Raw genomic sequence first — 14,763 nt, forward strand, 5'->3', positions numbered from 1 at the left:
GGAATGGACATGTCAATATCATTACAAGGAAAGACTTTTGTCATTATGGGAGTAGCCAACAAGCGGAGCATTGCTTGGGGGATTGCACGTTCGTTAGATCAATCTGGAGCCAATCTAATTTTTACTTATGCAGGTGAACGTTTTGAAAAATCAGTACGGGATTTAGTCGCAACGTTGGATGGGAACCATGAATTGATTTTGCCATGCGATGTGACCAATGATGAAGCTGTTGCGACTTGTTTCACGACAATTAAAGAACAAGTTGGCACAATTCACGGATTAGCGCATTGTATCGCTTTTGCAAAAGGCGAAGAATTAGCAGGCGATTTTTCAGATACGTCGCGAGATGGCTTCTTGTTAGCACATAATATTAGCGCGTACTCGTTAACAAATATCGCGAAAAATGCAAAACCATTGATGGCTGAAGGCGGTAGTATCGTTGCACTAACTTATATCGGTGGCGAACGTGTAATGCCTAACTATAACGTCATGGGTGTCGCGAAAGCTTCTCTTGAAATGTCCGTGCGTTATTTAGCAGCAGACCTTGGCAAACACAATATTCGTGTGAATGCGATTTCTTCAGGTCCAATTCGTACGCTTTCTTCAAAAGGAGTCAGTGATTTCAACTCGATTTTGCACGAAATTGAAGAAAAAGCGCCATTACGTCGTAATACGACACCTGAAGAAGTGGGCGATACAGCGGCATTCCTTTTCAGTGATATGTCACGCGGAATTACAGGAGAAACTATTCATGTAGACAGCGGGTTCCATATTTTATAAGCAGCAAAAAAACAGATCAGCCGATTTACCGGTGGATCTGTTTTTATTATTCTTAGTTTAATGATTTTTCCATCGTTTTATGGGGAATATCTGCGTCCATAAATTCGTCTGATGTAATTTCATAGCCAAGCTTTTCATAAAAGGCAAGCGCATGAGTTTGTGCATTCAATTTAAGTCTGAAAATGCCATTTGTCTGAGCATAATCTTCCATTTCGTTCATCATCATGACGCCAATGTGCTGACCGCGATACTCGGAAAGTACGCATACGCGTTCAACTTTGCCAAGACCGGTTTCAACTTCACGGATACGCCCAGCAGCAATTGGCTGTTCAAGTTGATACGCGATAAAGTGAATGGCGCCATCGTCATGTTCATCCATTTCGATATGAAGGGGCACCTTTTGTTCTTCTACAAAAACTTTTCTGCGAATATCAAAAGCTTGTTCTTTTTCCATTTGGTTTTCAGCCATTTTAACTTTCAACACTTATTGATCATCTCCAGTTAAACGGAATGTCTCATAAACCGTCCACGATCCATCTTCTAATTGATAAAGCAGATGCACCCGGTCAATGATTTCTTCGTGATCAATGCCGGCCATTTTTAACTGACCGTAGACATCGGCATGTTCTGTATCAGACAATTTTTGCCCGATTGTGATATGCGGTATGAAAGAGTGTTTGGACGTGCCACCAAAGAAATCAGAATTTAAATCCTCATGTAGCCCTTTGATTTCAGCAGTCGGTTCTACTTTGAAATACAAAGTAGTGTTAACCGGAGAAAATGTGCTAACACGCGTAGCATGCAATTTAAATGGTTTATGGCGACTTGCAATATTCCGCATTTCTGCTGCCATTTCCTTAATCTGTGATGCATCCACCTCAAATGGATCTTTTAATGTCATGTGAGGAGTGATTAACTCATAATGCGGATCATATCTTTTCCGGTACGAATTGGCAATATCCTGTAATTTTTTTGAAGGAAAAGCTGCGACTCCATATTTCATCCTAATGACCTCCTTGTCTGTAATAACCATCTTATAAGTATGTTGCTCATGCTACTTTGGAGCATCATCAGCCTCTACATGCCGAAGTTCTGAATAAGTGCACGTCTTAAATCGGGCTGCCAATGCTTCCAAGTGTGGTCTCCTTCAAATTCTTCATAAAAGACCGAAAACCCTTTATTTTTCATTAAATTATTTAATTTTCGATTTGGTTCGAGAAAATCAGCAGTTTCTCCTGATCCTAATTTTACGGCTGTTTCTTCTTTTCCAATTACATGATAAACGGTAAACGAGTTTGCTGATTTAAAAGCTTCCACGGCCGTTAAGAGGTTTTCGCCAACTTTCGGTGACTGAAGAATTACGCGCCCAAAAATATTTGGGTATTTTAAAGCTGCCATTAGGGACACAGTCGCGGCTAACGAGTCACCAATCAAAGCGCGTCCCATACCCACTTGGTAAGTTGGGTACTTAGCATCTAAAAACGGTACCAGTTCGTGTGCTAAAAAGCGCAGGTAAGCGCCATGTTGCTCGCCAGTCGGCTCGTATTTTTTATTGCGATCAGCTACGCTTTTATACGGAACACCGACCACAATAATATTTTCTATTTCTCGATTTTCCAATAATTCATCCACAACTCGCGGAATTCTCCCCAGCTGAAAATAATCTTTGCCGTCAGAAGCAATAACGAGTGTGTATTTATACAAAGGTGAAAAATTGGAAGGGAGATAGACAAGCAGTTGCATATCTTCTTGAAGCTCTTTGCTGTAGATCGATAAATCTTCTACCTTTCCAGTAGTCATGTCTATGCCTCCTTTAGGGTTTTGTAAGAAAATTGTACCACATTGCATAGACAAGGTATAATGGAAAGGAACATGAATAAGTTAAGATGAGAGGGGTTTTGGATATGGATGGCAGAAGATTCCGGGTTCACTCAGATGATGTGACAAAAGCTACTCATGAAGCATTAGAACGTAGAGGCGTTACAAATGAAGATATAGCCAAAATAGTTCTGGATATGCAATTGCCTTTTAACGAAGGACTTAAAATCGAACATTGTATGGAGTCCGTTGAAAGTGTTTTACGTAAACGTGAAATGCAGCATGCCTTACTTGTGGGAATTGAGTTAGATGAACTTGCTGAACAAGGTAAACTATCCCGCCCACTTCAACAAATTGTAGGTTCGGATGAAGGTCTTTTTGGCGTTGATGAAATGATTGGACTCGGTGCAGTGTTAACGTATGGCAGTATCGCAGTAACGACATTCGGTCATTTGGACAAAAATAAAACAGGCATTATCCATGAGTTGGATACTAAATACGGTGGACAGGTTCATACTTTTTTGGATGATTTAGTCGCTAGTGTTGCTGCATGCGCATCAGCGCGTATCGCTCACCGCACGCGTGATTTGGAAGAACAAGGTAAGACTTTTGAAGATTTGGCTCCGGAAGACACAGCCCCTGAAACGTATGTAGAAGGTGCAGAGACGTAAACGAGTATTCTAAATGTTCTTTATGTAAGCGGTTGTATTTTTCGAAATGCATTGAATCTAGTAAGAAAGACATGCTATTATGAATAAGAACGTCAAAAATTAGTTTAGAAAAGGGAGGTCACTTTATGTTGAAAAAGAAATTTGGTTTATTCGCTGTAGTTACTCTTGCAGGATCTGTGTTTTTAGCAGGTTGTGGAGATGACAAGGCTACTGAAGGTGGAGGCGGAGAAGAAGCTTCTAAAGATCCAGAATTCCTTAGTATTCTGACAGGTGGAACAACAGGTACGTATTATCCACTTGGTGGCGCAATGGCATCCATTATTGAAACAGAGACAGGTTTAGATACAACTGCCGAAGTTTCACAGGCATCTGCTGCAAACATGACGGCATTGGCTGATGGAGATGCACAAATCGCATTTGTTCAAACAGATACGGCATTTTACGCTGCTGAAGGATCGAATATGTTCGAAGGCGAAGTGATTGATACGGTTTCTGCTATTGGGGCACTTTACCCAGAAACAATTCAATTAGTTACAACTTCAAGTTCAGGTATCGCTTCATTTGACGATTTAGCTGGGAAGAAAATTTCAGTTGGTGCACCTGGCTCTGGGACTTATATTAACGCTGAACAATTATTAGAAATCCATGGCATGACAATGGACGATATTGATGCACAGAATCTTGACTTTGGCGAATCACAAGAAAGCTTGCAGTCAGGTCAAATTGACGCAGCATTCATCACTGCTGGGACACCAACAGGCGCAGTTGAAAGCTTAGGCGCAACTTCTGACGTAGTAATCATTCCTGTAGAAAAGGATAAAGCCGATGAATTGATCGAGAAATATCCTTACTATGCGCACGACGTTGTACCATCTGGTATTTACGGATTGACTGAAGAGGTTCCAACGGTTTCTGTTTTAGCGATGTTAGTCGTGCAGAATGACCTTTCAGAAGATCTTGTTTACAATATCACAAAAGCAATTTACGAAAACACAGATAAAATCCAGCATGCAAAAGCTGAATTGATCAAAGCTGAAACAGGCCTTGACGGAATTGGAATCGATATCCATCCAGGTGCACAAAAATATTTCGACGAAGTAAATTAATTGAATGAGCGATTAACTGACGGTAAAGCGCAAGCTTGCCGTCAGTTATTTGTTTACATAGGGGAGAACAGATTATGCGGTGTAACCGGATACAAAAAATCCTTCTTTTCGTAACCATCCTCCTCATCATCAGCTCCTTAATCGCATTTATCCCTTCCCAGAAGTATTATGTGTTTATCGACAATGAGACTGAAGAAGTAGCGGCTTATGTACCAGTTGTCAGCCCGTACTTCCAACTAATCTACACGCATTCAATTCACTTATCAGAAGTTATTGAAAGCTACAAAGTAGTAAGCGATAATAGAATAATGATGACAGAACTTGAATACGAAGACTTTAACATTGGCATGCCTTCAAATGCAGGAGAAGGAGAGACCTTTGTCGAAAAAGACGGTAAATACTTTATCAAGAATATGACAAAGGAAATTCCGGAGTTTCGGTTATTTGTGGGAGATGTGGATGCCAACTTGTCATTCAAAACCAAAGGACATCAGATGGATTTAAAAAGAACACTTGAAAGAGGACAGTCCTATACGTTTCGTGTAGAGCACTTATCCCTGTTTCAACTAAGAAAAGGAGTGAGAATTGATGAGCGATAAGTTATCTCCAGAAGAACTTCAACAGAAAAAGCTTCCACCAGAAGATGAATCATACGTCTCGGAGGAAAAACAAAAGGAAATTCTACAAAAATACGATCCTGAATCCAATACGAGAGATTTAAGTGGAATAATTAAACATGTGGTCTTTTTCGGTTTACTAGCCTTTTCCTTATTCCAATTGTATACCGCTATCTTTGGGCAGTATACTGCTTACATTCAGCGATCGGTTCACTTAGGGTTTGCACTGTCCTTAATCTTTCTATTATTTCCTGCTAGAAAACGCAAAGGGGCTCGTCACAAAGTTGCCTGGTATGATTACATACTGGCGCTATTATCAGTAGGCGTAGCTGCCTATTGGCCAATTATGTATGATGATTTAGTCTTCCGTCTTGGACGGGTTACCGAATTGGATTTAATTGTCGGGATATTAGCAATCTTGCTGACACTTGAAGCAACACGGCGAGCAGTCGGTATGCCAATTACGGTCATTGCCAGTTTGTTCTTGGCATATTCCTTTTTCGGACCTTATTTCCCAGGATTTTTACGCCACAGGGGACAGGATTTAGATTCGGTTATCCAACTGATGTTCTATACTACCGATGGAATCTTAGGAACACCCATCAGTGTCTCAGCTACCTTCATTTTTACCTTCTTGTTATTTGGTTCGTTCCTAGTGAAAACGGGGGTCGGGCAGTATTTTAATGACTTGGCTGTATCACTCGCAGGTAATTTAGTTGGTGGCCCCGCGAAGGTAGCAATCTTCTCAAGTGCTTTGCAAGGAACCATTTCTGGAAGTTCAGTGGCCAACGTTGTCACATCAGGTTCTTATACGATTCCGATGATGAAAAAATTGGGTTACAAGAAAGAGTTTGCTGGTGGAGTAGAAGCAGCGGCTTCAACAGGCGGTCAATTAATGCCGCCAATTATGGGTGCTGCAGCTTTTCTAATGGTTGAATTTATCGGAGGAGTAACCTACTGGGAAATAGCGAAAGCCGCTGCTATACCGGCTCTTTTGTATTTCACAGGTGTTTGGATCATGACTCATTTCGAAGCCAAACGAATTGGCCTGAAAGGTCTTTCTCCAGAAGAAATGCCAAATCGTAAAGAAGTATTAAAAAAGATTTACTTACTTACGCCAATTGTTGCCATTATCGTATTTTTATTGATTGGTGTGCCAACAATGCAAGCAGCACTTTACGGAATCTTGTTAACGATTTTTGTTAGTGCTTTCAACAAAGAAACACGACTTAGCTTTAAAGATATGATTTTAGCTTTAGTCGATGGTGCAAGAACAGCGTTAGCAGTTGCAGCAGCTACAGCAGCAGCAGGTATTATCGTTGGAGTAGTTGTAAAGACGGGGCTCGGATTGAGCTTGGCAAATGGACTGGTTTCAGCTTCAGGAGGAAACATCCTGTTAACGCTGTTCTTCACAATGCTAGCAGCAATTGTTTTGGGCATGGGCTCTCCAACAACTGCCAACTATGTTATTACGTCTACAATTGCAGCACCTGCTATTATTACGCTATTAATGTTAGATGAGCCAGTTGGAGCAGCAGTTCCACTAGTGGTCGCTTTATCTGCTCATTTATTCGTTTTCTACTTTGGTATCATTGCTGATATTACACCACCGGTTGCACTTGCTGCATTTGCAGCGTCAGGTATCTCAGGTGGAGAGCCGATTAAAACCGGCTTTATTGCTGCTAAATTAGCAGCAGCAGCGTTCATCATTCCATATATGTTCGTGTTATCTCCAGCGCTGTTAATGATTGATACAAGCTGGCCAGAATTGATTTGGGTATTAATTACAGCTCTTTCAGGTATGGTTGCCATCGGAGCAGGACTCATTGGTTTCTGGTACCGAAAACTAAACTGGTTCGAGCGCATTATTACATTTGCGACTGGACTGGCGTTGATTTATCCAGAAGGCTTGTCTGATACAATTGGCGCAATACTATTCGTAATTTTGTTCGGAATTCAATGGATGGCACGTGAAAAGAAACCTGCTAAAACAGTAGCAGCGTAAAAAAGACAAAACCGTTTGGGCCAATGCCCGAACGGTTTTTTTTCATTGTTTTGGTTTATGAAAATACGAAAAAAGCCACCACCCGAAGGTGATGACTTTTTCAAAGCAAACTTTGTTCCTAAAGCTTGCAGTGGGTTTGGCACCCAATGATTTTTACTGATTTCAAAAACAATAAAAATGTTGGATGTCGAACTGCTTACTTTATTCATCATATACGGTTAAAAGAGAAATGTAAAGTTGTTAGAAAGTTTGGTGTTTCAAAAAATCACTAACTCATATAGAGTACAAATTGATTGCCTACGTACAAAACTATGAACAGTTACTAAAAAACAGGTACTAGTCTGATGTTCATTTGCTAAATTACCAAACGGCTGTTTTTATTTTCCTTAAAAGGATTGCCGTTAGTATGGCTGTGGTATAGAATAAGAACAAACGTTCTATTCGGAGGTGGTAATTATGAAGATGCCTGAATTACCGGAACCTTATATTTTTTGTATCGACATGTGCGGCTTTTACGCCAGTGTTTCAGCGGTCGAGCTTGGATTTGACCCTTTAGAAGTTTGTCTTGCAGTTGTCGGGAATCAACAGCGAAAAGGCAGTGTTGTATTGGCTGCATCACCCATGATGAAAAAACGTTTTGGTGTGAGAACAGGTACAAGGCTGTTTGAAATTCCAAATCACCGAGATATTTTGTTGATCGAGCCAAAAATGAAATTGTATTTACAGAAATCCATGGCCATTTCAGAGTTATTAGCAAGCTACGTGCCGAAAGAATCGATTCACATCTACAGCGTGGACGAAAGTTTTGTTGAACTTACAGGAACTGAAAAGTTATGGGGAGCACCCACAATGACGATGCGCCGCATTCAACAAGAAATACTAGAGCACTTTAAACTGCCTTCTTCAGTCGGCGGAGGACCGAACATGCTACTAGCAAAACTAGCACTGGATTTAGAAGCGAAAGAGACTGGATTTGCCTTTTGGACTTACGCCGATGTGGCCATGAAGTTGTGGCCCGTTAAACCGTTGAGCCGCATGTGGGGCATTGGGTCTCGAACCGAGAAGACCTTAAACAATATGGGGATTTTCTCTGTTGGTGATTTGGCTTGTGCTGATGTTTCAGTTTTAGAAAAACAGTTTGGTATTTTAGGAAATCAGTTGCATCAGCACGCCAACGGCATCGATCTGTCAGATATGGGGACACCTTTAGTCGAAGGACAAATTAGTTACGGCAAAGGACAAATTTTATACCGGGATTACATAGAAGAACAAGACATCATGACCATCATCCTGGAAATGTGCGAAGACGTCGCGATGAGAACACGCCAAGCGAGACGTGCAGGACGGACCATTCACTTAAGCATCGTTTACAGCAAGACAGCTTTCGGTGGTGGATTTTCCCGCTCACGGTCCATTGACGAAGCGACAAATGATACATTAAAAATTTATAAGGTTTGCCAAGGCATTTTCAGAGAGTATTTTCAACACAAGCCAGTTCGGCAAATATCATTAGCTATCAGCAATTTAGAAGAAGAGTCATCGATGCAGTTAAGTCTCTTTGACGAAAAAAAGTTTGAAAACAGACAGCTTGGAGAAGCGATGGATCGGATTCGTAAAAGATATGGTTATTCAGCTATATACCGCGGTGTATCAGCTACACAAGCGGGTACTGCGATCGCACGAACGAAATTAATCGGTGGGCACAATAAAGAATAAGGGGGCGAACCGAATGAAACGCAATAAGTATTTAAAAGTTGTCGGAGACATCAAAGACCGCGGACGCATCAAGTGGACTGCGTTAATGTTACCCGAGCATATTGAAATGATTCGGGAATGGTATGCCAAAGATGAACAAGTACCGAAGCCACAGTTAACGGAAGACGATTTGCAGCTGCTTCAAGAAGAAATGGACATTGCGTTAAAGCGACAATGTGAAGTGGTAATTCAAAGTTGGAAAGAAGGTGTCATCCATGAGTACCGTGGAACAATTGAAGGCATTGATGTAAGAAGTAGAGTGCTAATTTGTGTGGAGTCAGAGAAAAAGTATAGGTTACCGATCGATGAAGTGGTTGCGATTGTCATGGTGGATTGACGTTCAATCGAGTGCCACGAAAGGTACTGAATTACAACAAACCCTTTGAGGCATTCATGAATTTTTTGCCGCGTTCGACTTGAATTGACAATTTACATATTTATAGGCTATTGGATATGATAAAGTAAAAGAAAAAAGGAGGTAATATGAGTGAAGAAAATTATAGTGTTCGTTGTACTATTACTTATGCTTAGTGGTATTTTTACTAATCAATCCTTAGCAGCTACTAATTTAAAGGATGTAGAGAAAAGTAATCGCTTTTATAATGAGATTCAATACCTTATAAACGAAGAGGTAATTTCAGGTTTTCCAGACGGTACTTTTCGTCCGAAAAGTAATGTCACAAGAGCACAAGCGGCAATCATGATAGGGAGAGCTATGGGTTATGATGGAAAACAAAGAAATACAAGCTTTTCAGATGTAAGCTCTTCAAAAGTTGCAAGTGGCTATATTGCTGAAGCTACTGAAAACTCTTTAATATCGGGGTATCCTGATGGAACGTTCAAGCCCGACAAAGTAGTAACAAGAGCAGAAATGGCAATAATATTAAATCGAGCTTTTTTCAATAAGACGATTACGCCTACCGTCTCTTTTAGCGATGTGGGCAAGAAGATGAGCTCATATTATTCTATTATGAATTTAGCTGCGATGGGAATCGTAAGCGGCTATGAAGATGGAACGTTCAAGCCCAATAATAGTTTGAACAGAGAACAGTTTTCTGCTTTTCTGGCAAGAGCATTTAATGCTGATTTTATCAAGTCACCTGACAAGACCGAAACGGTGTCACAACAACAAGCGATAAAAAAGGCTAAAAGTTATCTAGAATACACATCATTTTCAAGAAGCGGTTTGATCGCTCAATTAGAATATGAAGGGTTCAGTAATGCAGATGCGAAGTATGCTGTGGACAAAATTAATGTGAATTGGAGAGGGCAAGCCGTAAAAATGGCCGAAAATTACCTCGAATACACATCCTTTTCAAGAAGCGGTTTGATCGCTCAATTAGAATATGAAGGGTTCAGTAATGCAGATGCGACGTATGCTGTGGACAAAATTAATGTGAATTGGAGAGAGCAAGCCGTAAAAATGGCTAAAAATTATCTCGAATACACATCCTTTTCAAGGAGCGGTTTGATCGCTCAATTAGAGTTTGAAGGGTTCAGTAATGCAGATGCGACGTATGCTGTGAATGCCGTAGGACTCTAGTAGAAGTATGTAGATAATCGAAAGAATCAACGGTGAATATGAGTAAAGATTTTGGTTACACATATTTTTAATTAATGATGAAAATGTAAGCTATAATATATTCATTTTACGACTTCTAAGTAGAAGTCGTTTTTGATTTCATCAAATTTATTTGTTGGAAGATTGACAATAAGTAATGCTTAATATATCCGATAGGATTTTAGAAAATACTAAACTACACAGAACATATGAAGCTCTTTTAACGTTAGTATATAGATTTCTAGGAATTTAAGAGAAAGGTTTAGAAGCTTCTTGTCATCTCTATAGTCTTGCATAGTAAACTTGAATAAAAAAAACCACTTCCTCTCTGATTTCAATCAGATAAGGAAGCGGTCTTTGGTAGTGGATTCTTATTCGGTATCCAACCACTACACCATTGAAGTTTGAAAAGTGCCTCAAACCATTGATAGATTAACATGTATGATTCCTACTGGGCTCGAACCAGCGACCTCTACCCTGTCAAGGTAGCGCTCTCCCAGCTGAGCTAAGGAATCTCAATTTCCAGGACAAATATAAGTATAGCTCGTCAGCAGAAAAAGTCAATAGTTTACAAAGAAGAAAAGAAGCCTGTTTAGGTCATTCGGTTAGTAGCATGTGGCGATTTGTATTGCTACAAGTCGATTAACCTACTGTCCAACACCTTTAAAGCCGGCATTTTTTGCTTCTTGTTCGGAACAGAACCATTCTTCTGGATTGGTTTGCTCGTAAGAAGAGTCGCTTGGCAGGTGGTAGATTTTATTGCCACTGCGGTTTATGTTGCCTTTAATATCGCAGTCGGTAGTTGCTTCTTTAGGGGGCGTGCTCGGAGTGCTAGTTGGTTCTTGTCCGTAAGCTTCCGAGTCAAAGCCGCGGTCTGTTGAATAATTTTCATATTGCCAAATGCCTATTTGGCTGTCTTTGGCGACTTGCTCTACTTGTTCAAAATCGTCGAGGTAACGTGTGTTTGGGGGAAAGACGTAAGCAACTCTGGCCAGTCCAGATGCTAGCATTTGTTCTTGAACGCTCTCACCATCGACATAAATGTAAGCAAGTAAACGGTCATAATCATCAAAGCGGTCACCGACATCAAATTCAATCGATACATCACCAGATTCGATCAAACGTTTGTTTTCTTCAGTGGCCTCACTACCAAGCGGTTGTTTGCCGAGGCGTGGATGATTGGTTTCGGGTGTGTCTATTAATAGGTAGCGAACCGTCACTTCTTCGCCTTCGTATATAATTTTTATAGTATCGCCATCAATAACTTGTGTTACTTCCACATCAATTTGGTCCGTGGTGCCAGAAGTGTCGGTCGATTCTAACATTCCGCAGCCCGATAGGAATAATACAGCAACTAGCATCAATTTTAGTTTCATCACAATCCCCACTTTCAGTTCTTCATAAGTATATAAATAATTATGTTACCTGGCAATTGGATAACGGCTCTAAGTCGATCGTTCCCGTCGTTAACGCTAAAAAACGGCATAATAAAACGCCTCTTTCAATCAAAATTGAAAAGGCGCCTTTATGTACGGGAGTGATAGAGTCTAATCCGTTTCCGCAATTAAAGTGTTGTCTCCGCGGGTGATGCTGTTTCAGCGTAATACAAAAGCGATTCTTCCGTGAGACCTTCTAATTTTTCCTTATTAACCCCAACTTCTAATTCACCCGTAAAAATAGTTTCCCACCAATAGGTCTGTTCATTCATTTTATTTCCCCCTCTGGTTTTAATTGTATTGTTTGACTATTCTATACCCTTAAAGGTTACACTAATAAACAAATAAGGTAAAAAAGCTGAAAAGCATTAAAAGGAGAGATTTGGCATGATTTCAATTGGCATCATTGGAACAGGAATTGTTGGCGAACGAATTATCAAGCAACTGGAACAAGAACATCATGTGGACATAAAAATAGTTTTTGATCCACAAACAGAGCGTCTTACGCAAATCAGTGAAACTTACGGAATCCCTATGGCGAAATCAGTGGAGGAAGTGCTGCATTCAGACATCAATTGGGTTTATATTGCGACGCCTCCCGCTTTTCACGAAGAAATCGCTGAACGTGCAGCTAGTGCAGGGATTAATATCCTGTGCGAAAAACCATTGGCCCACAATGTTGAAGGTGGCAAAGCGATGGTAAAAACTGTACAAAATAACCGAGTGCAAACTGCCATGCATTTCCCCTTAATGTATAAACCTGCAATTCGTGAAATGGCCAAACGCATTAAGGAAGGCGATATCGGAAAAATTGTCCGAATCGAACTTCAAACTTTTTTCCCAGACTGGCCGAGGTTATGGCAACAAAATCCGTGGATTGGTTCAAGGAGCCAAGGTGGATTTGTTCGTGAAGTGTTCCCTCATTATTTTCAATTAATGCATCGTCTCTTTGGAGCATTGTCGTTTACATCTCATCATATTACCTATCCAGAACAAGCGGATAAATGCGAAACTGGACTCATTGCACACGGACTTACCGAAGCAAAAATTCCTTTTTTACTAACAGGTATTAGCAATATTGGTCAAAAAGAATTATTGCAGTTTAAAGTGTATGGAGAACAGGGCGTGCTGACTCTAGAAAATTGGACAACCCTTTATAAATCAAGGTACGGAGAAGACCGTCAATTGATTGAAGAATTTGAAGAAGTCCCGTCGCTGTTTGAAGAAATGAATAACCAGTCTACTTTATTGGTTAATTTCGAAGAAGGATTAATTGTTCAACGCTATATCGACCATTTACTGATGGAATAACTCTTTGTTTTTTCTATAATCCTTTTGGGTAAAGAACTTAAGGTCATTAACTTCGCTTATGCAATGCCAAAATTGCTATACTGAAGAAACTTAGAGGAGGTTGGACAATGAATTTTACAGCAACTGATGTGGAACGCATGATAGAAGAACAACGTGCTTACTTTTATACAGGTGACACGAAACCAGCGGATTTTCGAATCGAACAATTGTACCGCTTAAAAAGTGTGATCCAATCTCATGAAAAAGAAATTATCGATGCTTTGAAAAAAGATTTAGGAAAAAGTGAATTTGAAGCTTATGCAACAGAAGTCGGTTTTGTACTCGATAGCATCGGCAGCATGGCAAAAAATGTAGAAGACTGGATGAAGCCTGAACACGTCAAGACACCAATTCATCTTCAGCCGGCTAAAAGCTTTGTTATCCGTGAACCATACGGCTCTGTGTTAATCATTGGGCCTTTCAATTATCCATTCCAATTGGTTATGGAGCCATTAATTGGAGCGATTGTCGGTGGGAATTGTGCGATAGTCAAGCCTTCAGAAGCAACACCTCACGTGGCAAAAGTAATTGGTACTATTATTGAAGAAGCATTTCCTTCTTACTATGTTCGCGCAGTCGAAGGCGAACGTGAAGAAGTAACCGCATTAATTCATGCCTCATTTGATTATATTTTCTTTACCGGCAGTGTGAATGTCGGAAAAGTCATCATGAAAGCTGCATCGGAGCGCTTAACGCCGATTACCTTAGAACTTGGAGGCAAAAGCCCGGCGATTGTCGACCAAACAGCGAACCTGGAACTTGCTGCAAAACGAATTGCTTGGGGGAAACTGATGAATACCGGTCAGACATGTGTGGCACCTGATTATATTTGTGTACACGAATCGGTTAAAGAAGAATTCCTGAAAATTTTAACGAAAACAATAAAAGGCTTTTACGGCAAAGATGCACAACAGAGTCCTGATTTTGGGCGGATCGTCAACACTCAACATTTTGATCGATTGACTGAAATTATTCGCAAAGAAGCGGGACAAATTATTTATGGCGGCAATACGGATCGCAATGACTTGTATATCGAACCGGTCCTTCTAAATAATGTTAGCTGGGACAGTCCCTCTATGGAAGACGAGATTTTTGGTCCGATTTTACCAATTATTAGCTATACGGACTTGCCGTTATTATTGCGTCAAATCCGTAACTTGCCGAAACCATTGTCGGCGTATTTGTTTTCAGAAAATGAACGTGCGACACGATTTTTCTTAGATCAATTACCATTTGGCGGCGGCTGTATTAACGATACGGTTTCTCATGTGGGTAGCTCTTATTTACCGTTTGGTGGCATCGGAACGTCTGGTATCAATTCCTATCATGGTAAATCCAGCTTTGAAACCTTTACACACGCTAAATCCATCTTGAAGAAATCAACTAAACTATCGACAAATTTACTGTTTCCTCCTTATAAAAATAAAGCAAAATGGATCAAGACAGTACTGAAATAAGCGGCCTTCGGGTCGTTTTTTTCGTCTCTGTCTGTCTTATGCCCGTCGAATCTACATGGCACCTGCGCTTTTCAGTGTCCAGACTCCGGCGCCCAGATTCTAGGGTCATAAGCCAACCCAGCTGCGTGGCAAAGAGCGCCACACTGCTGGTCTGTCTTATGCCCGTCGAATCTACATGGACGCCTGCGCTTTTCATGAATCTGATAT

15 protein-coding genes and 1 tRNA gene are annotated in these 14,763 nt (G+C 40.6%); 10 read left to right on the forward strand and 6 right to left on the reverse strand.

Annotation, left to right across the window (positions count from 1 at the left end; all coding sequences use genetic code 11):
• Positions 1–9: 9 nt before the first annotated feature.
• Complete coding sequence (gene fabI, locus AUO94_RS13750; RefSeq protein ID WP_058384757.1) at positions 10–780, forward strand: enoyl-ACP reductase FabI; 771 nt, start codon at positions 10–12, stop codon at positions 778–780.
• A 52-nt stretch (positions 781–832) separates the two neighbouring features.
• Here the strand turns inward: fabI and AUO94_RS13755 are convergent, their stop codons facing one another.
• The 3 genes from AUO94_RS13755 to AUO94_RS13765 all read right to left on the reverse strand — a co-directional run bounded on the left by AUO94_RS13755 (position 833) and on the right by AUO94_RS13765 (position 2,580).
• A complete protein-coding gene (locus AUO94_RS13755) occupies positions 833–1,264 on the reverse strand; it encodes a GNAT family N-acetyltransferase (RefSeq protein ID WP_058384758.1) in 432 nt (143 codons plus the stop codon).
• Positions 1,265–1,783: a YjcG family protein gene (locus AUO94_RS13760; protein WP_058384759.1), complete on the reverse strand. Its 519-nt coding sequence runs from the start codon at positions 1,781–1,783 to the stop codon at positions 1,265–1,267. It lies immediately after the preceding gene.
• 74 nt (positions 1,784–1,857) lie between these two features.
• Positions 1,858–2,580: an alpha/beta hydrolase gene (locus AUO94_RS13765; protein WP_058384760.1), complete on the reverse strand. Its 723-nt coding sequence runs from the start codon at positions 2,578–2,580 to the stop codon at positions 1,858–1,860.
• A gap of 104 nt (positions 2,581–2,684) precedes the next feature.
• Here AUO94_RS13765 and AUO94_RS13770 point away from each other — a divergent pair, with 104 nt between their 5' ends.
• From AUO94_RS13770 to AUO94_RS17115, 7 genes are all read left to right on the forward strand, one after another.
• Positions 2,685–3,269, forward strand: a complete 585-nt coding sequence (locus tag AUO94_RS13770) for a phosphatidylglycerophosphatase A family protein (protein WP_058384761.1) — start codon at positions 2,685–2,687, stop codon at positions 3,267–3,269.
• A gap of 125 nt (positions 3,270–3,394) precedes the next feature.
• Positions 3,395–4,375 (forward strand): TAXI family TRAP transporter solute-binding subunit, encoded by a 981-nt coding sequence (locus AUO94_RS13775; protein ID WP_058384762.1) that lies wholly within the window; start codon positions 3,395–3,397, stop codon positions 4,373–4,375.
• A 74-nt stretch (positions 4,376–4,449) separates the two neighbouring features.
• Positions 4,450–4,974, forward strand: coding sequence for a DUF1850 domain-containing protein (locus tag AUO94_RS13780; protein WP_058384763.1), 525 nt, complete (start codon positions 4,450–4,452; stop codon positions 4,972–4,974).
• The gene (locus tag AUO94_RS13785) at positions 4,964–6,997 is read left to right on the forward strand and encodes a TRAP transporter permease (RefSeq protein ID WP_058384764.1); all 2,034 of its coding nucleotides are present in this window, start codon (positions 4,964–4,966) and stop codon (positions 6,995–6,997) included. Before AUO94_RS13780 ends, AUO94_RS13785 begins: the two co-directional genes overlap by 11 nt.
• Positions 6,998–7,453: 456 nt before the next feature.
• Positions 7,454–8,713: a Y-family DNA polymerase gene (locus tag AUO94_RS13790; protein ID WP_082707550.1), complete on the forward strand. Its 1,260-nt coding sequence runs from the start codon at positions 7,454–7,456 to the stop codon at positions 8,711–8,713.
• A 13-nt stretch (positions 8,714–8,726) separates the two neighbouring features.
• Complete coding sequence (locus tag AUO94_RS13795) at positions 8,727–9,089, forward strand: YolD-like family protein (RefSeq protein ID WP_058384765.1); 363 nt, start codon at positions 8,727–8,729, stop codon at positions 9,087–9,089.
• 150 nt (positions 9,090–9,239) lie between these two features.
• Positions 9,240–10,295 (forward strand): S-layer homology domain-containing protein, encoded by a 1,056-nt coding sequence (locus tag AUO94_RS17115; protein WP_082707551.1) that lies wholly within the window; start codon positions 9,240–9,242, stop codon positions 10,293–10,295.
• 460 nt (positions 10,296–10,755) lie between these two features.
• Here the strand turns inward: AUO94_RS17115 and AUO94_RS13805 are convergent.
• The 3 genes from AUO94_RS13805 to AUO94_RS17470 form a co-directional block, all read right to left on the reverse strand.
• Positions 10,756–10,828: transfer RNA gene (locus AUO94_RS13805), tRNA-Val, on the reverse strand.
• A 132-nt stretch (positions 10,829–10,960) separates the two neighbouring features.
• Positions 10,961–11,689 carry a thermonuclease family protein gene (locus tag AUO94_RS13810; RefSeq protein ID WP_058384766.1) on the reverse strand — a complete coding sequence of 243 codons (729 nt, stop codon included), beginning with the start codon at positions 11,687–11,689 and terminating at the stop codon, positions 10,961–10,963.
• A gap of 188 nt (positions 11,690–11,877) precedes the next feature.
• Entirely contained in the window at positions 11,878–12,021 is a 144-nt protein-coding gene (locus AUO94_RS17470) for a hypothetical protein (protein ID WP_169793183.1), read from the reverse strand.
• A gap of 115 nt (positions 12,022–12,136) precedes the next feature.
• Here AUO94_RS17470 and AUO94_RS13815 point away from each other — a divergent pair, with 115 nt between their 5' ends.
• On the forward strand, positions 12,137–13,060 hold the full coding sequence (locus tag AUO94_RS13815) for a Gfo/Idh/MocA family protein (RefSeq protein ID WP_058384767.1): 924 nt from the start codon (positions 12,137–12,139) through the stop codon (positions 13,058–13,060).
• Between the two features lie 107 nt (positions 13,061–13,167).
• Positions 13,168–14,556, forward strand: coding sequence for an aldehyde dehydrogenase (locus AUO94_RS13820; protein WP_058384768.1), 1,389 nt, complete (start codon positions 13,168–13,170; stop codon positions 14,554–14,556).
• Positions 14,557–14,763 lie beyond the last annotated feature (207 nt).

This window comes from Planococcus kocurii (genome assembly GCF_001465835.2).
Lineage (GTDB): Bacteria > Bacillota > Bacilli > Bacillales_A > Planococcaceae > Planococcus > Planococcus kocurii.